Origin of the sequence: Brachybacterium sp. 107, assembly GCF_052379725.1 — a bacterium.
Taxonomy (GTDB): Bacteria; Actinomycetota; Actinomycetes; order Actinomycetales; family Dermabacteraceae; genus Brachybacterium.
In genome coordinates this window covers 94,727-120,642 of sequence record NZ_JBQSYW010000007.1, presented here as the reverse complement: position 1 = coordinate 120,642, position 25,916 = coordinate 94,727, and the positions used below count along the sequence as shown (strand labels likewise).

Annotated in this window: 29 protein-coding genes; 8 read left to right on the top strand and 21 right to left on the bottom strand. The window is 68.7% G+C overall.

Annotation, left to right across the window (positions count from 1 at the left end; translation table 11 throughout):
• Window positions 1-8: 8 nt before the first annotated feature.
• Complete coding sequence (locus tag ACT3UL_RS09995; protein ID WP_444578083.1) at window positions 9-1,325, bottom strand: acetyl-CoA C-acetyltransferase; 1,317 nt, start codon at window positions 1,323-1,325, stop codon at window positions 9-11.
• A 181-nt stretch (window positions 1,326-1,506) separates the two neighbouring features.
• Here ACT3UL_RS09995 and ACT3UL_RS09990 point away from each other — a divergent pair, with 181 nt between their 5' ends.
• The 8 genes from ACT3UL_RS09990 (at window position 1,507) to rbsK (ending at window position 12,315) form a co-directional block, all read left to right on the top strand.
• Window positions 1,507-2,130 carry a TetR/AcrR family transcriptional regulator gene (locus tag ACT3UL_RS09990; protein ID WP_444578082.1) on the top strand — a complete coding sequence of 208 codons (624 nt, stop codon included), beginning with the start codon at window positions 1,507-1,509 and terminating at the stop codon, window positions 2,128-2,130.
• Complete coding sequence (locus tag ACT3UL_RS09985; protein ID WP_444578081.1) at window positions 2,127-4,304, top strand: acyl-CoA dehydrogenase family protein; 2,178 nt, start codon at window positions 2,127-2,129, stop codon at window positions 4,302-4,304. Before ACT3UL_RS09990 ends, ACT3UL_RS09985 begins: the two co-directional genes overlap by 4 nt.
• A 267-nt stretch (window positions 4,305-4,571) precedes the next feature.
• Window positions 4,572-6,908 (top strand): phosphoribosylformylglycinamidine synthase subunit PurL, encoded by a 2,337-nt coding sequence (purL, locus tag ACT3UL_RS09980; RefSeq protein ID WP_444578080.1) that lies wholly within the window; start codon window positions 4,572-4,574, stop codon window positions 6,906-6,908.
• 180 nt (window positions 6,909-7,088) lie between these two features.
• Window positions 7,089-8,036 (top strand): sugar-binding transcriptional regulator, encoded by a 948-nt coding sequence (locus tag ACT3UL_RS09975; protein ID WP_444578079.1) that lies wholly within the window; start codon window positions 7,089-7,091, stop codon window positions 8,034-8,036.
• 201 nt (window positions 8,037-8,237) lie between these two features.
• Entirely contained in the window at window positions 8,238-8,879 is a 642-nt protein-coding gene (deoC, locus tag ACT3UL_RS09970) for a deoxyribose-phosphate aldolase (RefSeq protein ID WP_444578078.1), read from the top strand.
• 5 nt (window positions 8,880-8,884) lie between these two features.
• Window positions 8,885-10,348, top strand: a complete 1,464-nt coding sequence (fucP, locus tag ACT3UL_RS09965) for an L-fucose:H+ symporter permease (protein ID WP_444578077.1) — start codon at window positions 8,885-8,887, stop codon at window positions 10,346-10,348.
• 1 nt (window position 10,349) lies between these two features.
• Window positions 10,350-11,390 (top strand): aldose 1-epimerase family protein, encoded by a 1,041-nt coding sequence (locus ACT3UL_RS09960; protein WP_444578076.1) that lies wholly within the window; start codon window positions 10,350-10,352, stop codon window positions 11,388-11,390.
• A gap of 1 nt (window position 11,391) precedes the next feature.
• The gene (rbsK, locus tag ACT3UL_RS09955) at window positions 11,392-12,315 is read left to right on the top strand and encodes a ribokinase (RefSeq protein ID WP_444578075.1); all 924 of its coding nucleotides are present in this window, start codon (window positions 11,392-11,394) and stop codon (window positions 12,313-12,315) included.
• Window positions 12,316-12,370: 55 nt separating this feature from the next.
• Here the strand turns inward: rbsK and ACT3UL_RS09950 are convergent, their stop codons facing one another.
• The 20 genes from ACT3UL_RS09950 to rplN all read right to left on the bottom strand — a co-directional run bounded on the left by ACT3UL_RS09950 (window position 12,371) and on the right by rplN (window position 25,698).
• Window positions 12,371-14,362, bottom strand: a complete 1,992-nt coding sequence (locus ACT3UL_RS09950) for an S-layer homology domain-containing protein (RefSeq protein WP_444578074.1) — start codon at window positions 14,360-14,362, stop codon at window positions 12,371-12,373.
• A gap of 454 nt (window positions 14,363-14,816) precedes the next feature.
• The gene (gene rplQ / locus ACT3UL_RS09945) at window positions 14,817-15,482 is read right to left on the bottom strand and encodes a 50S ribosomal protein L17, sunset domain variant (RefSeq protein ID WP_444578073.1); all 666 of its coding nucleotides are present in this window, start codon (window positions 15,480-15,482) and stop codon (window positions 14,817-14,819) included.
• A gap of 27 nt (window positions 15,483-15,509) precedes the next feature.
• On the bottom strand, window positions 15,510-16,505 hold the full coding sequence (locus ACT3UL_RS09940) for a DNA-directed RNA polymerase subunit alpha (protein WP_444578072.1): 996 nt from the start codon (window positions 16,503-16,505) through the stop codon (window positions 15,510-15,512).
• Window positions 16,506-16,667: 162 nt separating this feature from the next.
• On the bottom strand, window positions 16,668-17,072 hold the full coding sequence (rpsK, locus tag ACT3UL_RS09935) for a 30S ribosomal protein S11 (protein WP_193116809.1): 405 nt from the start codon (window positions 17,070-17,072) through the stop codon (window positions 16,668-16,670).
• 104 nt (window positions 17,073-17,176) lie between these two features.
• Window positions 17,177-17,551, bottom strand: coding sequence for a 30S ribosomal protein S13 (rpsM, locus tag ACT3UL_RS09930; RefSeq protein WP_444578071.1), 375 nt, complete (start codon window positions 17,549-17,551; stop codon window positions 17,177-17,179).
• Window positions 17,552-17,766: 215 nt separating this feature from the next.
• Window positions 17,767-17,880 carry a 50S ribosomal protein L36 gene (gene rpmJ / locus ACT3UL_RS09925; protein WP_010532506.1) on the bottom strand — a complete coding sequence of 38 codons (114 nt, stop codon included), beginning with the start codon at window positions 17,878-17,880 and terminating at the stop codon, window positions 17,767-17,769.
• A 22-nt stretch (window positions 17,881-17,902) separates the two neighbouring features.
• Window positions 17,903-18,124, bottom strand: a complete 222-nt coding sequence (gene infA / locus ACT3UL_RS09920) for a translation initiation factor IF-1 (protein ID WP_193116807.1) — start codon at window positions 18,122-18,124, stop codon at window positions 17,903-17,905.
• Window positions 18,125-18,456: 332 nt separating this feature from the next.
• Complete coding sequence (map, locus tag ACT3UL_RS09915) at window positions 18,457-19,305, bottom strand: type I methionyl aminopeptidase (protein WP_444578070.1); 849 nt, start codon at window positions 19,303-19,305, stop codon at window positions 18,457-18,459.
• Window positions 19,302-19,928 (bottom strand): adenylate kinase, encoded by a 627-nt coding sequence (locus ACT3UL_RS09910; RefSeq protein ID WP_444578069.1) that lies wholly within the window; start codon window positions 19,926-19,928, stop codon window positions 19,302-19,304. Before ACT3UL_RS09910 ends, map begins: the two co-directional genes overlap by 4 nt.
• Window positions 19,925-21,232 carry a preprotein translocase subunit SecY gene (gene secY, locus ACT3UL_RS09905; RefSeq protein WP_444578068.1) on the bottom strand — a complete coding sequence of 436 codons (1,308 nt, stop codon included), beginning with the start codon at window positions 21,230-21,232 and terminating at the stop codon, window positions 19,925-19,927. Before secY ends, ACT3UL_RS09910 begins: the two co-directional genes overlap by 4 nt.
• Window positions 21,233-21,388: 156 nt before the next feature.
• A complete protein-coding gene (gene rplO, locus ACT3UL_RS09900; RefSeq protein ID WP_444578067.1) occupies window positions 21,389-21,847 on the bottom strand; it encodes a 50S ribosomal protein L15 in 459 nt (152 codons plus the stop codon).
• 5 nt (window positions 21,848-21,852) lie between these two features.
• Window positions 21,853-22,035, bottom strand: coding sequence for a 50S ribosomal protein L30 (gene rpmD / locus ACT3UL_RS09895; RefSeq protein ID WP_158542032.1), 183 nt, complete (start codon window positions 22,033-22,035; stop codon window positions 21,853-21,855).
• Window positions 22,032-22,724: a 30S ribosomal protein S5 gene (rpsE, locus tag ACT3UL_RS09890; RefSeq protein WP_444578066.1), complete on the bottom strand. Its 693-nt coding sequence runs from the start codon at window positions 22,722-22,724 to the stop codon at window positions 22,032-22,034. The genes rpmD and rpsE overlap by 4 nt, the downstream gene beginning before the upstream one ends.
• Before the next feature lie 37 nt (window positions 22,725-22,761).
• A complete protein-coding gene (gene rplR, locus ACT3UL_RS09885; RefSeq protein ID WP_444578065.1) occupies window positions 22,762-23,148 on the bottom strand; it encodes a 50S ribosomal protein L18 in 387 nt (128 codons plus the stop codon).
• Between the two features lie 2 nt (window positions 23,149-23,150).
• A complete protein-coding gene (gene rplF / locus ACT3UL_RS09880; RefSeq protein WP_444578064.1) occupies window positions 23,151-23,693 on the bottom strand; it encodes a 50S ribosomal protein L6 in 543 nt (180 codons plus the stop codon).
• 22 nt (window positions 23,694-23,715) lie between these two features.
• Window positions 23,716-24,114 carry a 30S ribosomal protein S8 gene (rpsH, locus tag ACT3UL_RS09875; protein ID WP_444578063.1) on the bottom strand — a complete coding sequence of 133 codons (399 nt, stop codon included), beginning with the start codon at window positions 24,112-24,114 and terminating at the stop codon, window positions 23,716-23,718.
• A 71-nt stretch (window positions 24,115-24,185) separates the two neighbouring features.
• Complete coding sequence (locus ACT3UL_RS09870; RefSeq protein WP_193103395.1) at window positions 24,186-24,371, bottom strand: type Z 30S ribosomal protein S14; 186 nt, start codon at window positions 24,369-24,371, stop codon at window positions 24,186-24,188.
• Window position 24,372: 1 nt separating this feature from the next.
• Entirely contained in the window at window positions 24,373-24,942 is a 570-nt protein-coding gene (gene rplE, locus ACT3UL_RS09865) for a 50S ribosomal protein L5 (protein ID WP_444578062.1), read from the bottom strand.
• Window positions 24,942-25,328: a 50S ribosomal protein L24 gene (gene rplX, locus ACT3UL_RS09860; RefSeq protein ID WP_343925877.1), complete on the bottom strand. Its 387-nt coding sequence runs from the start codon at window positions 25,326-25,328 to the stop codon at window positions 24,942-24,944. The genes rplE and rplX overlap by 1 nt, the downstream gene beginning before the upstream one ends.
• 1 nt (window position 25,329) lies before the next feature.
• Window positions 25,330-25,698, bottom strand: a complete 369-nt coding sequence (rplN, locus tag ACT3UL_RS09855) for a 50S ribosomal protein L14 (protein ID WP_193116799.1) — start codon at window positions 25,696-25,698, stop codon at window positions 25,330-25,332.
• Window positions 25,699-25,916: the final 218 nt, after the last annotated feature.

The window sequence follows — 25,916 nt, the reverse complement described above, 5'->3', positions numbered from 1 at the left end:
CGAGCGGGTCAGTCGGTGACCGACTCGAGCAGCACGACGGCGCCCTGGCCGGCGGCGGCGCACACCGAGATCAGGCCGCGCTGGACACGACCGGTCTCGACCGCGCGCTGATGCAGCAGCTTGGACAGGGTCGCGACCAGGCGTCCGCCGGTCGCGGCGAAGGGGTGCCCCGCCGCGAGGGAGGAGCCGGTCACGTTGAGCTTGCTGCGGTCGATCGTGCCGAGCGGGCCGCCGCGTCCCAGCTTCTCCCGGCAGAACTCCTCGGACTCCCAGGCGGCGAGGGTCGACAGCACGGTGGAGGCGAACGCCTCGTGGATCTCGTAGAGGTCGAGGTCCTGCAGGGTCAGGTCGTTGTCGTCCAGCATCTCGGGCACGGCGTAGGCCGGCGCCATGAGCAGCCCTTCCTCGCCGTGCGCGAAGTCGACCGCGGCGCTGCGGGCGTCGACCACCCGGGCCAGCGGGGTGAGGCCGTGCTCATCGGCCCACTCCTGGCTGCCCATGAGCACCGCGGAGGCACCGTCACTGAGCGGCGTGGAGTTGCCTGCCGTCATCGTAGGTTCGCTGACCTGCGGCGACTTCACGCCGAACACGGGCTTGAGAGAGCTGAGCTTCTCGAGCGTGGAGTCCGCACGCAGGTTCTGGTCACGGGCGAGGCCCCGATAGCCGGTGACCAGGTCGTCGAAGAAGCCGGAGTCGTAGGCCGCCGCGAGCTTCTGGTGCGAGGCCAGCGCCAGCTCGTCCTGGGCCTGGCGGGTGATGCCCCACTGGGCGCCGGTGAGCGCCTGGTGCTCGCCCATGGACAGGCCCGTGCGCGGCTCGCCGTTGCGGGGCGGGACCGGGGTGAGATCCGCCGGACGGATCGCGCTGAGCGCCTTCACCCGCTGCATCGCGGTCTTCGCCGCGAAGGCCCGGTGCAGGATCCGACGCAGCCGCGGGGTGACCTCGATCGGGGAGTCGGAGGCGGAGTCCACGCCGCAGGCGATGCCGGAGTCGATCTGTCCGAGCTGGATCCGGTTGGACAGGTGGACCATGGTCTCCAGGCTCGTCGCGCAGGCCCGGGACATGTCCAGCGCCGGGGTGCGCGGGTCCAGCGGAGTGCTCAGGGCGCTCTCGCGGGTGAGGTTGAGGTCGCCGGCGAGCTTGAGGACGGCGCCACCGGCGATCTCGCCGAGCTTCTCTCCCTGCAGTCCGAAGCGGGCGACCAGTCCGTCCAACGCTGCGGTCAGCAGGTCCTGGTTGGAGATCCCGGCGTACGGGCCTCCGGAGCGGGCGAACGGGATGCGGTTGCCGCCGAGGATCAGGGCGTCGCGCGGGAAGTCAGTCACTGGGTGCACCTCTTCGTGGTCACTGCGTACGGGGGTCGGGTCGACCGGTCCGGAAGAGTCATGCCGTGGGATGGACTCTCGTGGGGTCCGCACGACGGCCGACGCGATCCGACGTCGATCGGACGATCGTCGTCGGAGCCGACTTTACATAGAACCGGCGGTACTTGATACCCTAGGTTCTGTGAACGCGACGACGCAAGCCCCCGTGGACGGCCGATCAGCCCGCTGGGCCCGCCACCGGGAGGAGAGGCGGGCCGAGCTGCTCGACATCGCCCGGCACCTCATCCACGAGAACGGTCCCGACGTGACGATGGAGGACATCGCCGCGGCCTCAGGGACCTCGAAATCGATCGTCTACCGGTACTTCGAGGACAAGGCGGCGCTGCAGCAGGCCCTCGGGCGCAGCATCCTGGCGGCTATGCACGCCAAGCTCCTGGAGGAGATGCGCGAGCTCGAGACGGCCGTCGGCCGTCAGCCGGATGCCGATGAGCGCATCCACGCCATGATCCGCGCCTACGTCGAGACCGCCCAGCGCTCCCCCGGCGTCTACCGCTTCGTCACCCGGCCCAGCGACGGGCTGAACCACTTCCTGCACTCCGTCTCCCGACTGGTCGCCACCTTCCTCCCGAGCGCCGTCCCCTCGCCCCAGATCTGGGCGCACGGGGCCGTCGGCTTCGTCGAGGGCGCGGTGGACACCTGGATGAACGAGATCGAGTCGCCGGACGATCCCGACCACCCCCCGCTCACCTCCGACCAGCTCGTCCTCCACCTCGTCACCTGGCTCATGAAGGGAATGCACGCATGACTGTCAACGCCGACCGCTCCACCGATCCCACCGGGACCACCCCCGAGGTCTCCGTCTCGCCCAGCCCTGCCTCACCCAGCTCCGCCTCGACAAGCCCCACCCCGACCGGACCGATCCCGGTCCCCCCGGCCGGGACCGACCGGCTCGATGTGGGAGCGGTCTCCGAAGCTCTGATGGGCAGGTGGGCCGATGCGCGCCGCACAGCCCGGGACCGGGCCGCTCGCCCCGAGCTGCACCGACCGCTCGATGCCACCGTCGCCGAGCATCGAGAAGGCACCTTCGCGCAGATGGAGATCCTCGCGGAGGAGAACGTCTCGTGGCTGATGCTGCCCGAGCACCTCGGCGGTCCCAACGACAACGGGGGCAACGTCGCGAGCTTCGAGGAGCTCGTGGTCGCCGACCCCTCGCTGCAGATCAAGGCCGGCGTGCAGTGGGGCCTGTTCACCTCGGCCATCGTGCAGCTCGGCAGCGAGGAGCAGCAGAAGGCGTGGGTGCCCGACGCGATGAGCCTGGCCACCCCCGGCGCCTTCGCGATGACCGAGATCGGCCATGGCTCCGACGTCCAGTCGCTCGCGACCACCGCGACCTACGACCCGTCCACCGAGGAGTGGGTCCTGCACACGCCGTTCCGCGCCGCCTGGAAGGAGTTCCTCGGCAATGCCGCGCTCCATGCCAAGGCCGCGACGGTCTTCGCCCGGCTGATCACCCGCGGCGTGGACCACGGAGTGCACTGCTTCTACGTGCCCGTGCGCGACGCCGAGGGAGAGATGCTGCCGGGCGTGCTCAGCGAGGACGACGGCCCCAAGGGCGGGCTGAACGGCATCGACAACGGACGGCTCGCCTTCGAGCACGTCCGCGTGCCCCGCACCAACCTGCTCAACCGCTACGGGGACGTCGCCGCGGACGGCACGTACACCTCGCCCATCGAGTCCCCCGGGCGCCGCTTCTTCACCATGCTCGGCACCCTCGTGCAGGGACGCGTCTCGCTGGACGGCTCCGCGAACAGGGCGAGCCAGCTCGCCCTGCACATCGCGATCACCTATGCGACGCAGCGCCGACAGTTCACGGCGGCGGATCCCACCCGGGAGACGGTCCTGATGGACTACCAGGCGCACCTGCATCGCCTGCTGCCCAAGCTCGCCGCCACCTACGCCGGCACCTTCGCCCACGAGCAGCTGCTGCAGGCCTTCGATGACGTGTTCTCCGGTCGCTCCGACGACCCCGAGGCCCGCGAGGACCTCGAGACCCTCGCCGCCGCGCTCAAGCCCACCTCGACGAGGCTCGCCCTGGACACCATCCAGGAATGCCGCGAGGCCTGCGGAGGCGCAGGGTTCATCGCTGAGAACCAGCTCGTCGGCCTCCACCAGGACCTCGACGTGTACGCCACCTTCGAGGGCGACAACACCGTGCTGCTGCAGCTGGTGGCCAAGCGCCTGCTGAGCGACTACACCTCCGAGCTCAAGAGCGTGGACCGGGCCGGCATCGGTCGCTTCATCGCCCAGCGCGCGGAGGTGCTCGCCAAGCGCCACACCCCGTGGGCACGGCTCGCGCAGGATCTCAGCGACCGGGGCAACTCCCGTCGCGCCTTCGACTCGATGCGGCAGAGCGACTTCCAGGAGGAGATGCTCACGGCCCGCGCCCGGGTGAGAGTCGAGGAGGTCGCCCTCTCGCTGCGGTCCGCGGCCAAGATGAGCCCGGCCGACGCCGCTGCGGAGGTCAACAAGCATCAGGTCGAGATGCTGGAGGCCGCCCGCGCCCACGCGGACCTCGTGCGCTGGCGGGCCTTCACCACCGCGATCGAGAAGCTCGAGGACGAGGGCAGCCGCGCAGTCCTGACCGATGTGCGCGATCTGTTCGGGCTCACCGTCATCCAGGACGACCTGGCGTGGTTCCTGCTGGGCGGCATGATCTCCTCGCAGCGCGGACGCCAGATCGGCTCGGACGTGCGTCGCCTGCTGTGGCGTCTGCGTCCCCATGTCCTGGACCTCGTCGCCGCCTTCGACATCCGCCCGGGCCACGTGCGGGCGCCGATCGCCCTCGGCGGCGAGCAGGAGCGTCAGGACGAGGCCGCTGCCTACTTCCGAGCCCAGCGCGCCAGCTCGGACGCACCGATCAGCGAGAAGGTCCTGCGCGACGCGGAGAAGAAGGCCCGCCGCGCCGCGAAGAAGGGCTGACCGGGCCCTCCGGTCCGCCGGCCCCCCTGACCCGCCGGTCCTCTGATCCGCAGGGCCCTGACCCAGGGGTCTGCGGATCAGAGGACCGGCGAGTGGAGGGCACCCTGCGATCGTCACGGCGAGCGCAGGGTGCCCTCCACGTGGGCGCTCGCTCCCTCTGGTGCCCGGCGATCGTAGACTGTGGGGGCCGAGGCGGCTCGCCCGCTCTCCGGCGCCGGCAACCGCCGGTGCTCCTGTGCCCTCGTGATGAACGGACCCGATCCCGCGATGACCGCTGACGCCCTCCACCCTGAGACCGCCGCACCGGACAGCCGGTCCGGGGACGTCGACACCGTCGAGAATGCCGCCTCGACCCCTGATCAGGCTCAGCCGTTCGCCGAGCTCGGCCTCAAGGACGACGAGTACGCGAGCATCCGCGACATCCTGGGCCGCCGCCCCACCAACGCGGAGCTGGCCATGTACTCGGTGATGTGGTCGGAGCACTGCTCGTACAAGTCCTCCAAGAAGCACCTGAGCACCTTCGGCAAGCACACCACGGAGAAGATGCGCGAGAAGCTCCTGGTGGGGATGGGCGAGAACGCGGGCGTCGTCGACATCGGCGACGGCTGGGCGGTGACCTTCAAGGTCGAGTCCCACAACCACCCCTCCTATGTGGAGCCCTACCAGGGTGCCGCGACCGGAGTGGGCGGCATCGTGCGCGACATCATCGCCATGGGCGCCCGCCCCGTCGCCGTCATGGATCAGCTGCGCTTCGGCGCGATCGACCACCCCGACACCGCGCGCGTGGTCCATGGCGTGGTCTCCGGCGTGGGCGGCTACGGCAACTCCCTCGGCCTGCCCAATATCGGCGGCGAGACGGTCTTCGACGCCGCCTACCAGACCAATCCCCTGGTCAACGCCCTCGCCATCGGCGTCCTGCGTCACGAGGACATCCACCTCGCCTCCGCCACCGGCGCCGGGAACAAGGTGATCCTGTTCGGTGCGCGCACCGGCGGGGACGGCATCGGCGGCGCCTCGATCCTCGCCTCGGAGACGTTCGACGAGGACGGCCCCGTCAAGCGCCCCAGCGTCCAGGTGGGCGACCCCTTCATGGAGAAGGTCCTCATCGAGTGCTGCCTCGAGCTGTACGCGGCGCACACCGTCGAGGGCATCCAGGATCTCGGCGCGGCAGGCATCTCCTGCGCCACCAGCGAGCTGGCCGCCAACGGCAATTCCGGAATGCACATCCACCTCGAGAACGTGCTGCTGCGCGACCCCACCCTGAACGCCGGCGAGATCCTCATGAGCGAGTCGCAGGAGCGCATGATGGCCGTGGTCAGCCCCGAGAAGCTCGCCGAGTTCGAGGCGATCGTGGACAAGTGGGACGTCGAGGCCTCCGTGATCGGCGAGGTCACCGGGGACGGCCGCCTCACCATCGACCACGACGGGCACCGCATCGTCGACGTCGACCCCTCGACCGTCGCGATCGACGGCCCGGTCTACGACCGTCCCTACGCCCGGCCCGACTGGCAGGACGCCCTGCAGGCCGACCGCGCCGAGGCGCTCCCCCGGCCCGAGGGCGCCGAGGATCTCGCGCGCGCCCTGCGTGAGCTCATCGCCTCCCCGAACCTGGCCTCGAAGGGGTGGATCACCGACCAGTTCGACCGATACGTCGGCGGGAACACCGCGCTCGCGATGCCCGACGACGCCGGCGTGCTGCGGGTGGACGAGGAGACCGGCCGCGGGGTCGCCCTCGCGACGGACGCCAACGGCCGATACACCAAGCTCGACCCCCGCACCGGCGCCCAGCTCGCCCTGGCCGAGGCCTACCGCAACGTGGCCACCTCTGGCGCCGTGCCGCTGGCGATCTCCGACTGCCTGAACTTCGGCTCCCCGGAGGATCCGGGCCCGATGTGGCAGCTGGTCGAGGCGATCGGCGGTCTCGCCGAGGCCTGCGAGACCCTCGGGGTACCCGTCACCGGCGGCAACGTCTCCCTGTACAACTCCACCGGCGAGCCCGGGAAGATCGATTCGGCGATCCACCCCACCCCCGTGGTCGGCGTGCTGGGCGTCTTCGACGACGTCGCCTGCCGCGTCCCCTCGGGCTGGCAGGGCGAAGGCCTCTCGGTGGTCCTGCTGGGCACCACCCGCGAGGAGCTCTCCGGCTCCGCCTGGGCCGACGTGATCCACCGCCACCTCGGCGGAATGCCGCCCCAGGTGGACCTCGAGGCCGAGCGCTCCCTCGCCCGGGTGCTCATCGCCGCTGCCCAGGAGGGCGTGGCCGCGGCCGCGCACGACCTGTCCGAGGGCGGCCTCGCCCAGGCACTCGTCGAGTCGACCACCCGCTTCGGCACCGGCGCACAGGTCGACCTCGACCCGCTGCTCGAGCGCGACGGCGTGGACCTCGCCTCCGCCCTGTTCTCGGAGTCCCAGGCCCGAGCGCTCGCCGCCGTCCCGGCCGAGCAGGCCGCGCGCCTGGAGGCGCTGTGCACCGAGCACGGCGTGCCGCACCTGGTGATCGGCACCAGCGGCGCGGACACCCTGGACATCCAGGGAGTCGGCGCGTTCGCCGTCTCCGAGCTGCGCACGCTGCGCGAGGGCACCCTGCCCCGCTACTTCGCCTGAGCCCCTGCTCGGGCCGGCCCACAGCGGACCGGCCCGAGCCGTCCGGCTTCCGGCTTCCGGGTTCCGGGTTCCGGGTTCCGGGTTCCGGGTTCCGGGTTCCGGGTTCCGGGTTCCGGGTTCCGGGTTCCGGGTTCCGGGTTCCGGGTTCCGGGTTCCGGGTTCCGAGGGAAGGATCCTCCGATGGCGCGCGACCGCTACGGGCTGACCCCGCGCGACCGCCTGTCCCTGGACGCCGCCAAGCTCTACCACGCCGGCGGCCTCTCCCAGCAGGAGATCGCGCAGACCCTCCACGTCTCCCGGCCGACGGTCTCCAAGCTCGTCGCCACGGCTCGAGAGCGCGGCTTCGTGCGCACCCACGTCGCCGATCCCCGGGAGTCCGACGCCCCGCTGATCTCCGAGCTGCAGGAGCATTTCCGCCTCGCGGAGCTGCGCCTGGTGGTCCCCGTGGGCCGCGGCCCGATGGACAACCGCTATGCGCTCGGTTCCGGAGCCGCCGAGATGCTCGGCGCCCATCTCGCCTCGGGCGAGGACGTGCTGGGGTTCTGGTGGTCGGATGCGATCCACGCCGTCACCGAGGCGATGAGCCGCCAGCGCCTGCGGCCTCGTGCGCTGGTGCAGCTCAACGGCACGGATCCCGGGGTCGAGGTGGAGGCGGCGCTGGCGGCCTTCGCCGCTCGCTCCACGGTCCCGGTGCACTCCTATCCGTTCCCGATCCTGCACGACAGCGTCGCCTCGCGGCTCGAGGCCGAGAACGACCCGGCCACGCGCCAGGTGCTCACGCTCCGCGCCGAGTGCGCCGCCGTCGTGTTCGGCGCGGAGACTCCCGCCGCGGCGGCGATGCACAGGTCGCCGCTGCTCTCCGAGGAGGATCGCCGACACATCGAGGACCACGCCGTGGGGCAGATCTGCGGCCGGTTCATCGATGCCGAGGGGCGGATCGTCGCCCCGTCGCTGAGCCAGCGCACGCTCGGCCCCACTCTCTCCGATCTCCGGCGCCTGCGACGCACGGTCCTCGTCACCAGCGGCCTCGAGATGCTGCCGCTGATCCGGGCAGCCCTGGAGAACCGGTACGCGAACCATCTGGTGACGGACCTCGAGACGGCGACCGCCCTCGCTGACGCCCTCTGAGCCATCGCTGCCGGTCTCGGGCCGTCGCCCGCGCCCACTCCCTCGTCGGTCCCACGCCTCGGCCGCCGTCGTCGGACTCTTCGCCCGCCGCGCCTCACCTCACCTCGCCCTCGATCAGTATCGGCACATATGTGCCATCTTGCCGTTGCGCCCCTTCCGCTCCGGGACCTTCACTAGGGGTATCCGAACAAAGGAGTTGGAATGGATACCGCATCGTTGATCGACCACACGCTGCTCGCCCCCGACGCGACGGCGCAGCAGGTCAGCACCCTGTGCCAGGAGGCCGCCGAGAACGGTTTCCTCACCGTGTGCGTCAGCCCCACGCGTGTGGCACAGGCCGCCCAGGAGCTCTCGGGCCACACCACCCTGGTGTGCACCGTGGTCGGGTTCCCCTCCGGGGCGCAGCTGCCCTCCGTGAAGGCCGCCGAGACTGCCGCCGCCGTGGCGGACGGCGCCGACGAGATCGACATGGTGATCTCCCTCGGCGCGGTGAAGGACGGGGACTGGGATCGTGTGCGCGAAGACATCGCCGCCGTCGTCGCGGCCAGCGGCGATGCCCTGGTCAAGGTCATCCTCGAGACCGCGCTGCTGAGCGACGCCGAGATCACGGCGGCGTGCGAGGTCTCCGAGCAGGCAGGGGCCGACTTCGTGAAGACCTCGACCGGGTTCGCCTCCGGTGGCGCGAGCGTCGAGGCGGTCGCCCTCATGCGCGCCGCCGTCGGCGACCGCCTCGGGGTGAAGGCCTCCGGCGGCATCCGCGATGCAGAGACCCTCCGCGCGATGGTCGACGCCGGTGCCTCCCGCATCGGGGCCTCAGCCGGCTCCGCTCTGCTGGGACGGTGACCGCCATGAACACGATGCGCGACAACTCCGGCACCACCGCCGCCACCACCGCCACGCCCGACGGGGAGGTCGGCCTCCCGAACACCTCCTGGGGCGTGATCAAGGACCGCTCCCGCCAGCTGCGCGACGGGTACCTCGACCGCACCCCGACGTTCCAGTTCATCCTGCTGTCGATCTGCTTCCCCATGTGGGGCATGGCCGCCAGCATGAACGACATCCTCATCACCCAGTTCAAGGCCGTCTTCGAGCTCTCTGACTTCGCCTCCGCCTTCGTGCAGTCCGCCTTCTACGGCGGCTACTTCCTGATCGCGATCCCGGCCAGCCGGGTCATCCGGCGCACCAGCTACAAGACGGGCCTGCTGATCGGGCTGAGCGTCTACGTGCTGGGCTGCGTGCTGTTCTTCCCCGCCTCGCAGGTCGCCACCTATGCGGTGTTCCTCGGATCGCTGTTCTCGATCGCGATCGGCCTGTCCTTCCTGGAGACGTCCGCGAACACGTACTCCTCGATGATCGGCGAGCGCAGGAAGGCCACGCTGCGCCTGAACATCTCGCAGACCTTCACCGCCGTCGGCTTCCTGGGCGGCGCCGTGCTCGGCAAGTACCTGGTCTTCACGGACGGCGACGCGCTGCACGCACAGATCGCGAACGCCGCGACCGAGGCGGAGCGCGCCGCGATCACCTCGGAGGCCCTGGGGCGAACCTTGGATCCGTACAAAGTGATCCTGGTGCTGCTGCTGGTGCTCGTGGTGCTCATCGCGATCACCCAGTACCCGCATGCGAAGCCGTTGCGGGAGGACGCCTCCGAGGCCAAGGCTTCGCTCGGGGAGACCCTCGCCCACCTGCTGAAGAACCGCATGTTCTGCGCGGGCATCCTCACCCAGTTCCTGTACGTCGGGATGCAGACCGCCCTGTGGTCCTTCACCATCCGCCTGGCCATGGACCTGGACCCCTCGATCAACGAGCGCTCCGCCGCCTCGTACCTGATCGCCGGATTCATCGCCTTCTTCGCGGGCAAGTTCATCGCGAACTTCCTCATGACGAAGATCGACGAGGACCTCGTGCTCATCGGCTACGCGGCCCTGGGCATGCTCACCATCGTGTACATCGTCGCGGTTCCGAACTTCACCTCCGTGTACGCGGCGATCGTCGCCTCAGCGCTGCTCGGGCCCTGCTGGGCCACGATCTTCGCCCGCAATCTCGACGTCATCGAGGACAAGCGGTTCACCGAGACCGGCGGCGCGATCATCGTCATGTCGATCATCGGCGGTGCCTTCATCCCCGCCGTGCAGGGCCTGCTCTCCGACTCGCTGGGCTCGATGCGGGTCAGCTTCCTCGTGAACTTCTTCTGCTTCGGCGCGGTGCTGCTGTTCTTCGTCGCCCTGCGTCGGCGCAGCCTCGCACGACGCACCGCTGCGCGGGCCGACGCCACGGCCGGGACCACTGGCGACGCCCGGACCGAGGTGCGCTGAGATGGCGTTCACCCTGGACCTGCCCCGCGCGCTGTTCGGTGAGACCCCGCGCGTGGTGTGCGAGAGCCCGGAATGGACCGTCACCGCACGCCGGTATCGCACCGGCGTGGAGTCGCTGAGCATCCGCAACTCCCGCGGCCACGTGGAGGTGCTGCCCTTCCTGGGACAGATCATCTGGGACGCGGAGTTCGACGGGCAGTCCCTGCGGATGACGAGCATGTTCGAGGAGCCACGGAAGGTGGCGCGGATCGCGGAGACCTACGGGTGCTTCGCCTTCCACTCCGGGCTGCTGGCCGCGGGCTGCCCCTCCCCCGAGGACGACCACGAGCTGCACGGCGAGTTCGCCTGCGCGGACATGGACAGCGCCCACCTGGTGCTCACCGAGGACGCCGTCACGATCCGCTCCGTGCACGAGTACGTCAGGGGCTTCGGCCACCACTACCGCGCGACCCCGTCGGTCACCCTGCGCACCGGATCCGCGCTGCTGGACATCGACCTGGAGGTCACCAACCTCTCGGCGTATGCGCCGATGCCGCTGCAGTACATGTGTCATCTGAACTACCGCTTCCTCGAGGGGGCGCAGATGTCGCAGTCGTTGCCGGAGGGCACCTTCCGCCTGCGCGAGAGCGTGCCGGCGCATGTCACCCCGACCCCCGCCTGGGAGCAGATCACGCAGAGGATCCGCAGCGGCGAGCTCGACGCGGACAGCCTCGTGGGCGCGGAGCAGTTCGATCCCGAGATCGTCTATTTCGCCGATGACCTCCCGGCCCACGGCGGCCCGCTGCGCTTCTCCCTGGCGAACAGCGACGAGTTCGAGTTCGTCACGGAGTTCGACACCTCGCAGTTCCCCACTGCCACCCGCTGGATCCTGTCGAACCCGGACCAGCAGGTCGCCGCCTTCGCCCTGCCCGCGACCAGCAGACCCGAGGGCTTCCTGGCCGCCGAGCGGGCGGGCACACTGGTTCAGCTGCCTGCGGGCCGGAGCACACGATTTTCGGTGACCACCGGGCTGGTGGCCGCCTCCGAGAAAGAGAGCCACTGATATGCCGATCGCCGTCATCGGGTCCAACATGGTCGACCTGATCTCCTACATCCACCGCATGCCTGCCGAAGGGGAGACGGTGGAGGCGCCGGAGTTCCGCATGGGCTGCGGCGGCAAGGGAGCCAACCAGGCTGTCGCCGCCGCCCGCCTGGGTTCCGAGGTCGTGATGGTCTCCCGGGTGGGCAACGACGTCTTCGCCGACACCACGCTGGCGAACTTCGAGCGCAACGGGATCCGCACGGATCATGTGCTGCGCACCGACGCCACGTCCGGTGTGGCCCCGATCTTCGTGGACCCCGATTCCCACAACTCGATCATCATCGTCAAAGGCGCCAACGCGCTCCTGACCCCGCAGGACGTCGAAGCGGCGCGGGAGGACATCGCCCGCTGCGGGCTGATCGTGCTGCAGCTGGAGATCCCGTTGGAGACGGTGTACGCGGCGATCGATCTCGGCGAGGAGCTGGGCATCCCCGTGCTGCTGAACCCGGCGCCGGCCTCTCCCGAGCTGGACCTGGCCCGGATCACCGGCGTGGACTTCCTGGTCCCCAACGAGTCCGAGCTCGAGCTGCTCACCGGCATGCCCGTCTCGAGCCTCGAGGACATCACCAAGGCGACCGATGTGCTGCTGACCGCCGGGATCAGCAATGTGATCGTCACGCTCGGATCCCGTGGCGCCCTGTGGGCCCACGCCGGCGGCCAGGAGATCGTCGAGGCCCCGGCCGTCCGGGCGATCGACACCACCGGGGCGGGCGATGCCTTCATCGGCTGCTTCAGCACCACGTGGGTCCGTTCGGGCGATGTGCTGGACGCGATCCGGGCCGGCAGCGCCTATGCCTCGGACTCGGTCACGCGACCGGGCACCCAGACCTCCTACGCGTGGGCCGACGGCCTCGGGCCCACCGACTCCGCCTCGCAGAACGACTGACAACGCACGGGAACGGTCCCCGCCCCGGGGACAGCACGACATCGCCCGGGCTCGCTCAGACCTCGTCCATCCAGCGGATGAGGAAGGCAGCCATCTCGTCTCGCGGGACCCGGTTCCGCGGACGGAACGTGCTGTTCCCGTAGCCCCGCGAGATGCCGGTCTTCGCGAGCCATCCGATCGCCGGGGCGTAGCCGCTGGTCGATGAGACATCCGTGAACCGAGCGGCGTCCTGGGGAGACGCCGGCGGTGACCCCGCTGCGTGGTAGAGGAGCGAGGCGAGTCCGTCGCGACGGATTCCCTCCGTCGGGCGGAACGTCCCGTCCGTATAGCCGATGGTGATCCCCTTCGCCCGCGCCCAGCACACCTCCTTGTAGTACGAGGACCCGGTGGAGACGTCCGAGAACGGCGATGTCCTCGGGGGCGTGTAGGCGGGGGACCCCATCGCCCGGTAGATGAAGACCACCATATGGTCGCGCCGAGTGAGCTCATCAGGGTGGTACGTGGACCCTCCGTAGCCGTGGACCACCCCCTTGTTCACGAGATCGCCGATCTCCATGAAGAAGGCACGCCCCGGGGGGATGTCGGAGAACTTCGTGGGCAGGAAGCGGACATAGCGACCGTTCAGGGCAGACATCCCGAAGGAGAACGACTGCATGGTCCGGGGACCGTCGGTGAACGTCCCCCCTCGGGGTCGCCCCCAGGAGGCCTCCCACTGCATCGACGTGGGGCACGCATAGGCCGTGGAGCCGCCGCTCTCGTTGATCACGAGCCCCTTCGTCAGCACCGTCACGTTGTACTTTCCCGCGGTGTGGGCACTCTTGGCGACGGTGCCGAGTGCCGAGGAGCCGCCTGCCTTCTCGAAGGCCGTCAGGTGCTTCTTCCATCCGGAGTCCGCATAGCCCTGCGCCTCCTTGCGGACGGTGCCGAACTGCTTGTACAGGTTCAGCCCGGGGCACTCGGTGAAGTTCACGTCGCGGTGCCCCATGATCCGAGGCAGCGAGACCTTCTTGCCAGCGGGGAACCGTGTGCCGGTGCCGGGGGTCCACGACACCTTCACGGTCACCGAGCGCTGGAAGGTGCTCAGCAGCTTCCAGCCGGCGACCTTGCCGATGGCCTTGCGCCCGGCAGAGGGCAGCGTGGTCGAGGAGTAGTCCCCCAGCACGGAGATGCCGAACGTCCCGGTGTTGAACCCGTAGGCATGCGCACCGACGATATTCCGGTGCAGGCCCCCTCCGCGGCCCTCGAAGATCTGGCCGTACTTGTCCACGAGCATGTTGTAGCCGATGTCCGCCCAGCCCAACGTGCCCACGTGATACGCCTGGATCCCTCGGATGATCTGGGCGGACTGGCTCTTGGAGTAGGTGTTGGTGCCCGCCGTATGGTGGATGACCACAGCCTTGAGGTGATCGGCGCTGCTCGTGCCGCGCACCGAGGACTCCTTCGAGCCCCACTTCGCGCGCGACACGTACGCCGGCGCGCCCGATCCGAGCTTCGGGGTGACCGGGTTCTTCGCCGCCGCCGTCGCCGTCGCGGACATGGTGCTCAGCTGCGTGTTCTGCGAGATCGTCGCCTCCGGGCCGGAGAGCAGGGCCGTCTCGTCATCGTCCGGTGCCGGCGAGGTCGTGACCGCATGCGCGATCAGAGCCTCTGTGGCATCCGCTCCGTCGACCTCTGCGCGGAGACGCAGGGCCGTGACCGGTCCGATCCATCCGACCTCGGTGCCCGCGGCCCCCTCCCCCGTCTCCGGGTCCTCTGCGGTATCCAGCGGGATCCACTCCGACCACTCCCCGTCCGGGTCCAGACCCTGCACCTGCACCTGCGGGACGTCGGCGTCGACAGGCCAGGTCACTCCGACCATCGTGGCGGGCTGATCGGGAATCTCCCGAGCAGCGGTGCCGTCGAGATCTATCAGATCCGCGTCCGCGAGCGGGATGTCCACCACGCGGGTCTCGCCATCGGCCACGGCGGGATCGGCAACGGCCGGCGCTGCGACCAGCACGGACCCGATCGTGGGGAGGGCGGCCGCGGCGGCGGAGGCTGCGAGCACGGCACGCCGCGACGGCCTTCGAGCGCGTTCGTGCGCCGGGAGACCGGACACGTCGTCCCCCGACGGCACGGTCGTGAGGCTCGGTGAGGTGGACGCGACGGCGCCCGGTGCGGGATCGACTCTTCGCGTGGACATGGACTGCTCCGGTTCTCCGAGGACGGCTGAGGAGTCCGGGACAGAAGGGACAGCACCTGCCGAGGCACGCACTGCGCGCGAAGGGGCTTCGTCGCCCGATCGCCCGCCAGCGGGCTCCGGGCCCACCGTAACGCGCTCGCCGTGACCGCTTCGTGGGGTTCGGTCACGATCGAGCGACGGTCACGTCGCTGCACATGCCGCAACGCCGAGGGCGGGCTGCCGGGATCTCTCCCGGCAACCCGCCCTCGGCGTGGTGCTCGTGCTGCGGATCAGGTGCGGCAGCATCGTGTGCTGTCCCGGCCCGCGAGCAAGGCGTCGATCAGGCCTCGTCGGCCTCGTCGGCGGACGGCTTCGCATTGACGAAGCCGGCGGTCTCGGCGGCCTCGGCGGTGCGGAACCAGACCTCGGCGACCGTGCGGTCGTACCAGGGCGACTCGGGGGTGTGGAACTTCATCGAGTCCTCGTTGCCCTTGATGTCGAAGCCCTCGGGCGGGGTGTCGCCCTTGTAGGAATCCTCGCCGAAGGGAGCGGTGCTCTCCTCGGTCGCGGTCTCCGCTGCGGCGTCGGACGCCGAAGCACCCTTGGCGGCGCCCTCAGCCTCCTTCACCACGGACTGCTTCGCGGAGAACTCCTCCTGGACGAGCTCGATGACTGCCATGGGGGCGTTGTCGCCCTTGCGGGGAGCCACCTTGGTGATGCGGGTGTAGCCGCCGGGACGCTCCGAGAAGGTCGGGGCGATCTCCTCGAACAGCGAGTAGACGACGCCGCGGTCGCGGACGACGCGCATGACGCGACGACGCGAGGCGAGGTCACCCTTCTTCGCGAACGTGACGAGACGCTCCGCGTAGGGACGCAGGCGCTTGGCCTTGGTCTCCGTGGTGGTGATCGCCTTGTGGCGGAACAGCTCGGTGGCGAGGCCGGCGAGGATCATCCGCTCGTGCGCGGGGGATCCGCCGAGGCGCGCACCCTTGGTGGGGGTAGGCATGGTCGTTCTCCTAGTTAAAGATAAAGGTCAGTACTGGTCGCCGAAGTCGTCGGAGTAGGACTCCAGGGCGGACGGGTCGAACCCGGCCGGGGAATCCTTCAGCGACAGTCCGAGATCGGCGAGCTTCGCCTTGACCTCGTCGATGGACTTCTGCCCGAAGTTGCGGATGTCGAGCAGATCGGCCTCGGAACGGGCGGTCAGCTCACCGACGGTGTGCACACCCTCGCGCATGAGGCAGTTGTACGACCGCACCGTGAGGTTGAGGTCGTTGATCGGCAGCGCCAGATCGGCGGCGAGAGCCTGATCGGTCGGCGACGGGCCGATCTCGATGCCCTCCGCCTCCTGGTTCAGCTCGTGAGCCAGACCGAACAGCTCGACCAGCGTCTTGCCGGCCGACGCCATGGCGTCACGCGGGCTGATGGCCGGCTTGGCCTCGACGTCGACGATGAGCTTGTCGAAGTCGGTGCGCTGCTCGACACGGGTCGCCTCGACCTTGTAGGTCACCTTGAGGACCGGCGAGTAGATCGAGTCGATCGGGACACGACCGATCTCTCCGTCGAGGGCCTTGTTCTGCGAGGCCGAGACGTAGCCACGACCGCGCTCGACGATCAGCTCGATCTCCAGACGGCCCTTCTCGTTCAGGGTCGCGATGTGGAGGTCGGGGTTGTGGATCTCGACGCCGGCCGGCGGGGTGATGTCGGCGGCGGTCACGCGACCGGCTTCCTCACGGCGCAGGTACATCACGACGGGCTCGTCGTTCTCCGAGGAGACGACGAGGTTCTTGATGTTGAGGATGACCTCGGTGATGTCCTCCTTGACGCCGGGGACGGTGCTGAACTCGTGCAGCACGCCGTCGATGCGGATCGAGGTGACCGCAGCTCCGGGGATCGAGGACAGCAGGGTGCGACGCAGGGAGTTGCCGAGGGTGTAGCCGAAGCCCGGCTCGAGCGGCTCGATGACGAACCGGGAGCGGTTGTCCGACACGACCTCTTCGGTCAGCGTGGGGCGCTGTGCAATGAGCACTGTGGATCCTTTCTGCGAGCGTCCGCCATATGACGCTCAGAAGGGGGCGGTGGGCCTAGAGGATGGGTGATGTCCAGGGGCGCCGGGCACGGCCTGAGCCGGCCCGGCACCTGGGTCGGCCGTCCGGAGCAGGATCCGAGATCCCGAGACGGCCGACGACGATCAGACGCGGCGGCGCTTGGCCGGGCGGGTGCCGTTGTGCGGCTGCGGGGTGACGTCCTGGATCGAGCCGACCTCGAGGCCGGTCGCGGTCAGCGAGCGGATCGCGGTCTCGCGACCGGAGCCCGGGCCCTTGACGAAGACGTCGACCTTCTTCATGCCGTGCTCCTGCGCCTGACGCGCGGCCGACTCAGCGGCCATCTGCGCGGCGTACGGGGTCGACTTGCGCGAGCCCTTGAAGCCGACCTGCCCGGCCGAAGCCCAGGAGATGACGGCGCCGGTCGGGTCCGTGATGGACACGATCGTGTTGTTGAACGTGCTCTTGATGTGAGCCTGACCGTTGACGATGTTCTTCTTGTCCTTGCGGCGCGGCTTGCGCGCAGCGGCCTGACGGGTCTTGGTTGCCATACGGCGGAACTCCTCTGGTGGGTATCGGGTGCGCCGGATCCCTCAACGGCGCGAAGTGACTGCGGCCTCGGAAGGGCTCGCGGTCCGACGGCGGATGCCGTGGGTCAGCGAGTCTTCTTCTTGCCGGCGACGGTGCGCTTGGGGCCCTTACGGGTACGCGCGTTGGTCTTCGTGCGCTGTCCGTGGACCGGCAGGCCGCGGCGGTGACGCAGGCCCTGGTAGCTGCCGATCTCGACCTTGCGGCGGATGTCAGCGGCGACCTCACGACGCAGATCACCCTCGATCCGGTAGTTCTCCTCGATGTGGTCGCGGAGCTTGACGAGCTCGTCGTCCGTCAGCTCGCGCACGCGCGTGTCGCCGGAGACGCCGGTCGCAGCCAGCGTCTCGAGGGCGCGGGTGCGTCCCATGCCGAAGATGTACGTCAGGGCGACTTCGAGGCGCTTTTCGCGCGGAAGGTCTACTCCCACCAGACGTGCCATGTGCAGATTCTCCTACTGTCTCGGAGGCCTGATCCGATACCTCGTCCGGTTCTGTTGCCAGGACGCCGCAGCCTCCGCGCTGCGGGTGGCCGGCCCGAGGGCCGGTGGTGTCGGTTCTTCTGTTGTCTGTCCGAATGATCGGACGGTGCCCCAGTGGGGCTGCCACCTCGAGGGTGGCCGTCACGGCTGTTGCCGGGATGGGCGGAGTGCTCCGCTCAGCCCTGGCGCTGCTTGTGACGCGGGTTCGAGCAGATGACCATGACACGCGAGTGGCGACGAATCACCTTGCAGTTGTCACAGATCGGCTTGACGCTCGGCTTGACCTTCATAGCTTTCCTTCTCCCGGGACGATCACTTGTAGCGGTACACGATGCGGCCGCGGTCGAGGTCGTAGGGGCTCAGCTCGACGACCACTCGGTCCTCGGGAAGGATACGGATGTAGTGCTGGCGCATCTTCCCGGAGATGTGCGCGAGCACCTTGTGCCCGTTGTCGAGCTCCACGCGGAAACGCGCATTCGCGAGCGCCTCCGTGATGACGCCCTCGACTTCGATCACGCCGTCCTTCTTCGCCATGCCTCCCCAATCTCTCGCCTCCGGCGAGCCGGTGGCCGAGTTCCGCATTCGATGAATACTCAGTCCATGCACACCGACCGTCGGGTGACGGTACGGTGGTCGACGTGGGTGACGCCGGAGCGCGTCGTCCGCGCGACAGGACGGACCGGCGGAACCGGCCGACGCACTGCACGACGGGACTGCAGACTGCACACGACGAAGACGTCGCGCACGGAGCACACCCAGTCGTCGAGCTTACACGGACTCCCCGGGAACGGCCACGCTCCCCGGGATGACGCCGATCACGTCACCTGCACAGGGACGGCTGACCCTCCCGATCCGGCGCGACGGACTCAGCGGCCCGCGGCGTCCAGGGGATCCGGAGCGGCGGTGACCCCGCGCAGCGTGAGCTCGGCGGCGCCGCCGTCCCCCGCGGTCAGCACCAGCAGCCCGGCATCGGTCACGGCGACCGAGTGCTCGCTGTGGGCTGCCCTGCCGCCGGCCGTGGCGCGCACGGTCCAGTCGTCGTCCTCGAGCTCCCAGGCCCCGGGGCCCTGGATGAGCATCGGCTCGATCGCGAGGCACATGCCCGTACGGACCTTCGGCCCGCGGGAGCGCGTGCGGTAGTTCATGACGTCCGGGGCCTGGTGCATCGCGGTGCCGATGCCATGGCCCCCGAAGCCCTCGAGGTGCGAGAGGGACTCCCCCGCCGCTTCGGAGACGTAGTCCTCGATCGCCGCACCGACCTCGCCGACCCGCTGCGCGGTCGCGAGGGCGGCGATGCCGGCCCACATCGCCTCGCGCGTGGTGCGCACGAGGTCCTCGTCCGCCACGGAGCGCGGCGTTCCCACGATGTGGGTGCGCGCCGCGTCGGAGTGCCATCCGTCGATGATCAGACCGCCGTCGATGGAGACGATGTCGCCCTCATGGAGCGGCTGGTCATCAGGGATGCCGTGGACCACGACGTCGTTGACGCTGATGCACACCGTGGCCGGGTACCCCTGGTAGCCCAGGAAGTTCGGCGTCGCGCCCTCGTCACGGATCATCTCGTGGGCGAGCCGATCCAGCTCGTTCGTGGTGATGCCGGGACGGATGCTCTGCTCGAGCAGGTCGTGCACGCGGTGCAGCAGGTACCCGCTGCGCCGCATCACCAGGATCTGCTCGGGCGTCTTCAGCTCCACCCGCTCCGAGAGGATGCTCATCGTGCTGCGAGCGCCTCCTGCAGCGCAGCGGTCACCTCGTCGATGGAGGCCATGCCGTCCACGCGGCGCACGAGGCCGCGGCCGTCGTAGACATCGATCAGCGGGGCGGTCTGCTCGGCGTAGACGTCGAGGCGGCGACGGATGGTCTCCTCGGTGTCGTCGCTGCGGCCCTGCTCCTCACCACGGGCGACGAGCCGTGCCACGACGGCCTCGGTCTCGACCTCGAGCAGGAGCACGGCGTCGAGCGTGGTCCCCAGCTCGGTCAGCACGCCGTCGAGAGCGTCCACCTGGTCCAGGGTGCGGGGGTAGCCATCCAGCAGGAAGCCGGCCTGGGCGTCGTCCTCGGCCAGGCGCGAGCGCACCATGTCGTTGGTGACCGAGTCGGGGACGTACTCCCCCTTGTCCATGTAGGACTTCGCGAGCACACCGAGCTCGGTCTCCTGGGACACGTTCGCGCGGAAGATGTCACCGGTCGAGATCGCCGGGATCGACAGCGACTCCGCGAGACGCACGGCCTGGGTGCCCTTGCCGGCGCCGGGAGGACCGACGATCAGCAGTCGGCGGGCAGAACCGGCCGGAGCCCGGGTGCTGGCGGAATCGGTCGAGAGGTCGGGGCTGGTCACCGAAGAATCCCTTCATAGTGGTGCTGCTGGAGCTTCGCATCGATCTGCTTCACGGTGTCGAGGCCGACGCCGATGATGATCAGCAGCGACACACCGCCCAACGGGAAGTTCTGCGAGGCGCCGAGGTAGGTCAGGGCGAGCAGGGGCATCAGCGAGATCACCGCGAGGTACATCGCGCCGGGGGTCTGGATCCGGTTGATCACGTAGCGCAGGTAGCGCTCGGTGGGCTTGCCCGCCCGCACGTTGGGCACGAACCCGCCGTACTTCTTCATGTTGTCGGCGATCTCCTCCGCGTTGAAGGTGATCGACACGTAGAAGAACGCGAAGAACACGATCAACGTGACGTAGACCAGGGCGTAGATCCAGGAGAAGGACGCACCGCCCATCACGAGGTGCTGGTTGACCCACTGCACCCACCCGGCCTCGGGGTCCCCGAAGGACGCGGCCATCTGCGGCAGCGAGAGGATCGAGGAGGCGAAGATGACGGGGATGACGCCGGCCTGGTTGACCTTGACCGGGATGTAGGTCGAGGTGCCGCCGTACATGCGGCGACCCACCATGCGCTTCGCGTACTGCACCGGGATCCGGCGCTGCGACTGCTCGACGAAGACGACACCGATCATGACCACGAGGGCCACGAGGATGACGAGGCCGAAGGTCATCCAGCCCTGGAGCTCGAAGACCTGACTCATGGCGCCCGGGAACGAGGCGGCGATCGACGTGAAGATCATCAGCGACATGCCGTTGCCGATGCCGCGTTCGGTGATCATCTCGCCCATGAACATGATCAGCACGGTGCCGACGGTCATGGCGAGCACCATCAGCAGGAGCGCGGGGATCGACTGATCCGGCACCAGCGTGAGGTTGCAGCCCACGAAGAACTGACCCGAGCGCACCAGCGTGATGATCGTGGTCGCCTGGAGCACGCCCAGACCGATCGTCAGGTAGCGCGTGTACTGGGTGAGCTTGGCCGTCCCCGAGGCGCCCTCCTTGTGGAGGGCCTCGAAGCGAGGGATCACGACGCGCAGCAGCTGCACGATGATCGAGGCGGTGATGTAGGGCATGACGCCCAATGAGAAGACGGAGAGCTGCAGCAGTGCGCCGCCGGAGAACATGTTGATCATGCCCATCGCGGAGGCGCCTTGTCCCGACATCGACTGCTCGGAGCACATCATCACGTTGGTGTAGTCGAATCCCGGGGTCGGGATGAAGACGCCAAGTCGATAGATGGCGAGCAGGCCGAGGGTGAAGAAGATCTTCGCCCTCAGCTCGGGGGTGCGCAGCGCGCGCACGAACGAGTTCACCAGTTTCCCTCCTGGAGGTCCGGGGACAGGACCGTAGGACGTCCCGGTCCGTCCGGCTGTCGCGGAAGTCCCGCGACGTGTCGGACCAGCCCCGGTATGACGACGGGGCACCGCAGCACAGATTATTCTGCGCCGCGGTGCCCCGTCAAAAGAGACTCACGCGGTGGTGACGGAACCGCCGGCCGCCGCGATCTTCTTCTCCGCCGAAGCGGAGAACTTCTGTGCAGTGATGTCGAGCTTGACGCTGACCTCACCGGTGCCCAGCACCTTGACGGGCTGGTTCTTGCGCACGGCGCCCTGGGCGACGAGATCCTCGACCGTGACAGTGCCACCCTCGGGGAACAGCTCCTGCAGGGCCGACAGGTTCACGACCTGGTACTCGACGCGGAAGGGATTGGTGAAACCGCGCAGCTTCGGGAGGCGCATATGCATAGGCATCTGCCCACCCTCGAAGCCGAGGCGCACCGTGTTGCGGGCCTTGGTGCCCTTGGTGCCACGTCCGGCGGTCTTGCCCTTGGAGGCCTCACCACGACCGACGCGGGTGCGCGCGGTCTTGGAACCCGGCGCGGGGCGCAGGTCGTGAAGCTTCAGGGGGTTCTGGTTGGAATCAGTCATGAGAGTCAGTCCACCTCTTCGAACGTCACCAGGTGCGTGACGGTGCGGACCATGCCGCGGATCTCAGGGCGATCTTCCTTCACCACCGTGTCACCGATGCGCTTGAGGCCGAGGCCTCGCAGGGTGGCGCGCTGGCTCTGGCTACCGCCGATGTCGGAACGAACCTGGGTCACCTTGATCTGCATCAGGCACCCACCTTCGCGGCCCGGGCAGCTGCGCGGCCCTCGGCCTGTGCCCGGAGCAGTGCCGCCGGGGCGACGTGCTCGACCGAGAGGCCACGACGTGCTGCCACGGCCTCCGGCTCCTCGAGCTGCTTCAGGGCATCGACGGTCGCCCGCACGATGTTGATCTGGTTCGTCGAGCCGAGCGACTTGGAGAGCACATCGTGCACTCCGGCGCACTCGAGCACGGCGCGAACCGGACCGCCGGCGATCACACCGGTACCCGGGGCGGCCGGACGGAGCAGGACGACGCCTGCTGCATCCTCACCCTGGACCGGGTGCACGACGGTGCCCTGGATGCGGGGAACGCGGAAGAAGTTCTTCTTCGCTTCCTCGACACCCTTGGCGATCGCCGCGGGCACCTCCTTGGCCTTGCCGTAGCCGACGCCCACGGTGCCGTCGCCGTCACCCACCACCACAAGGGCGGTGAAGGAGAAACGACGGCCGCCCTTGACGACCTTCGACACGCGGTTGATGCTCACGACGCGCTCGAGGAAGGCCGACTTCTCGGCTTCCTGTCCGCGCCCGCGGCCACCCTGACGGCCACCGCGGTCGTTGCCGCCCTGACGGGCGCCGCGATCGGTGTTGTTGGTGGTGGAATTGTCGTCCCGCCGGCCGGAGGCCGCGGGACCGTTGTTCCGCTGCTGTGCAGCCATATTCAGATCCTCTTCTCGTCCTGTGTCCGGGGGGCGGTCACAGCGCCAGGCCTGCTTCGCGAGCGCCATCTGCGATGGCGGCCACGCGACCGTGGTACTTGTTGCCGCCGCGATCGAACACGACGGAGTCGATCCCGGCCGCCTTGGCGCGCTCGGCGACAAGTGCACCGACGGTGCGAGCCTTGTCCGCCTTGGGCGCCTCGGAGCCGCGCAGGTCGGCCTCCATGGTCGATGCCGACGCGATGGTCTTGCCCAGCGCGTCGTCGACGACCTGGACGAAGACGTGACGCGACGAGCGGGTGACCACCAGGCGCGGACGCAGGGCGGTGCCGACGACGCGACGACGGACACGCAGGTGACGACGGCCGCGCGAGCGCAGCTTGCTGCCGCGGTTGCCCTTGGTGTGCTTGAGTGCGTAACCCATGATCACTTACCAGCCTTTCCGGCCTTGCGCACCACGACTTCGTCCGCGTACCGCACGCCCTTGCCCTTGTAGGGCTCCGGCTTACGGATCTTGCGGATGTTCGCGGCGACCTCGCCCACCTGCTGCTTGTCGATGCCGGCGACCGAGAACTTGGTCGGCGACTCGACGGAGAAGGTGATGCCCTGAGGCGCCTTCACCGAGACGGGGTGGGAGAAGCCGAGGGCGAACTCGAGGTCGGTGCCCTTCGCGGTCACACGGTAGCCCGTGCCCACGATCTCCAGCTTCTTGGTGTAGCCCTCGGTGACACCGAGGACCATGTTGTTGATGAGCGTGCGGGTCAGGCCGTGGAGCGACCTGCTCTCGCGCTCGTCGTCGGGGCGGCTGACCACGATGGAGCCGTCCTCACCGCGCTCGACGGTGATGGGCTCGGGCACGTGGTGCTTGAGCTCGCCCTTGGGACCGGTCACCTTGACGGTGCGATCCTCGATGGTGACGTTCTGGACAGTGGCCGGTACTGCAACCGGCAGGCGTCCGATGCGGGACATAGTAGTTAGTCTCCTCTCCCGCTCACCAGATGTAGGCGAGGACTTCCCCACCCACACCCTTCTTGGCTGCCTGCTTGTCGGTCAGAAGGCCGGAGGACGTGGACAGGATCGCCACGCCCAGTCCGCCGAGGACCTTGGGCAGGTTGGTGGACTTCGCGTACACACGCAGGCCCGGCTTCGAGATGCGACGAATCCCGGAGATGGCACGCTCACGGCTGTCCGCGTACTTGAGCTCGAGGACGAGCTTGCTGCCCACCTCGGCCTCTTCCTCGGTCCAGCCGAGGATGTAGCCCTCTGCCTTCAGGATGTCCGCAATGCGGGCCTTCAACTTCGAGTACGGCATGGACGCGGTCTCGTGGTACGCCCCTGAGGCGTTACGGATCCGCGTCAGCATGTCCGCGATCGGGTCGGTCATGGTCATGTCTGTTGCTTCTTCCTCACCTGGTTTCCCTCGGCATCATTGCTGTGCCTCGGGACCTCTGGCGGTAGTCCTTACCAGCTGCTCTTGGTCACGCCGGGGAGCTCACCGCGGTGAGCCATCTCGCGAAGGCAGACTCGGCAGAGTCCGAACTTGCGATACACGGAGTGCGGACGACCGCAGCGCTGGCACCGGGTGTAGCCGCGCACAGCGAACTTGGGCTTGCGCTCCGACTTCTTGATCAGGGCTGTCTTCGCCATATCAGTTCTCCTTGAAGGGGAAGCCGAGCAGCTTGAGCAGCGCGCGTCCCTCGTCGTCGGTCTTCGCCGTGGTCACGACCGTGATGTCCATACCGCGGACGCGATCGATCTTGTCCTGGTCGATCTCGTGGAACATGACCTGCTCCGTGAGACCGAAGGTGTAGTTGCCGTTGCCGTCGAAGTGCTTCGGCGACAGTCCACGGAAATCGCGGATACGCGGCAGCGCGGTCGACAGCAGACGGTCCAGGAACTCCCACATGCGAGCGTTGCGCAGTGTGACGTGCGCACCGATCGGCATGCCTTCACGCAGCTTGAACTGCGCGATGGACTTGCGAGCCTTGGTGACCTGCGGCTTCTGGCCGGTGATGGCTGCGAGGTCGCGGATGGCGCCGTCGATGACCTTGGAGTCGCGGGCGGCGTCGCCGACACCCATGTTCACGACGATCTTGGTCACTCCGGGCACCAGCATGACGTTCTCGTAACCGAACTGCTCGGTCAGCTCCGTCTTGATGGTGTCGTTGTACTTCGTCTTCAGACGCGGGGTGGGCGTCTGGGTAGCGGTCTCGCTCATCAGATGTCCTTCCCGGAGCGCTTCGCGAAGCGGACACGCACCTGCTTGGAGCGGCCGTTCTCGAGCTCGACGGTCTCGACGCGGTACCCGACCTTGGTCGGCTTGTTGTCCTCAGGATCGACCAGAGCCACGTTCGAGACGTGCAGGGAGGCCTCGCGCTGCTCGATGCCGCCCGCGCCCCCCGCCTGGTTCGGCTTGAGGTGGTGCGTGCGCCGGTTGATGCCCTCGACGAGGACGCGCCCCGTGTCGGGGAACACCTGGAGCACACGACCCTGCTTGCCCTTGTCGCCGGCCTCGAGCCCGCGCGCGGCGAGCTTGTCGCCGTCGCTCGAGCGACCGGTGATGACCTGGACGAGATCGCCCTTCTTGATCTTCATCTTTGCCATATCACAGCACCTCCGGTGCCAGCGAGATGATCTTCATGAAGCGCTTGTCGCGCAGCTCGCGACCGACAGGGCCGAAGATGCGCGTACCGCGCGGCTCGCCGTCGGCCTTGAGGATCACCGCTGCGTTCTCGTCGAAGCGGATGTAGGACCCGTCGGCACGCCGACGCTCCTTGGACGTGCGGACGACGACCGCCTTGATGACGTCGCCCTTCTTGACGTTGCCACCGGGGATGGCGTCCTTGACGGTCGCCACGATGGTGTCCCCGATGCTGGCGTAACGGCGACCGGAGCCACCGAGAACGCGGATGCACAGAATCTCCTTGGCACCCGTGTTGTCGGCGACCTTCAGTCGCGACTCCTGCTGAATCACTCGTTCTCCTATCGTCTCACCGGTTCTCTTCCGCCCCGCGGGAGCGGGACGACCGAGCCTTGCGGAACGGAATGTGGACCATGCCCGGCATCGTCCCTGGTCACAGCATGGACCGGGGGCGTCACCGACGACGGGCCCCGGGCACCAAAAAGCCCTCAGCCGGACTCACGCACTAGCATGGGGAACGCAGAACGTTCGCTTCTCGTGCAAGGTCTCCG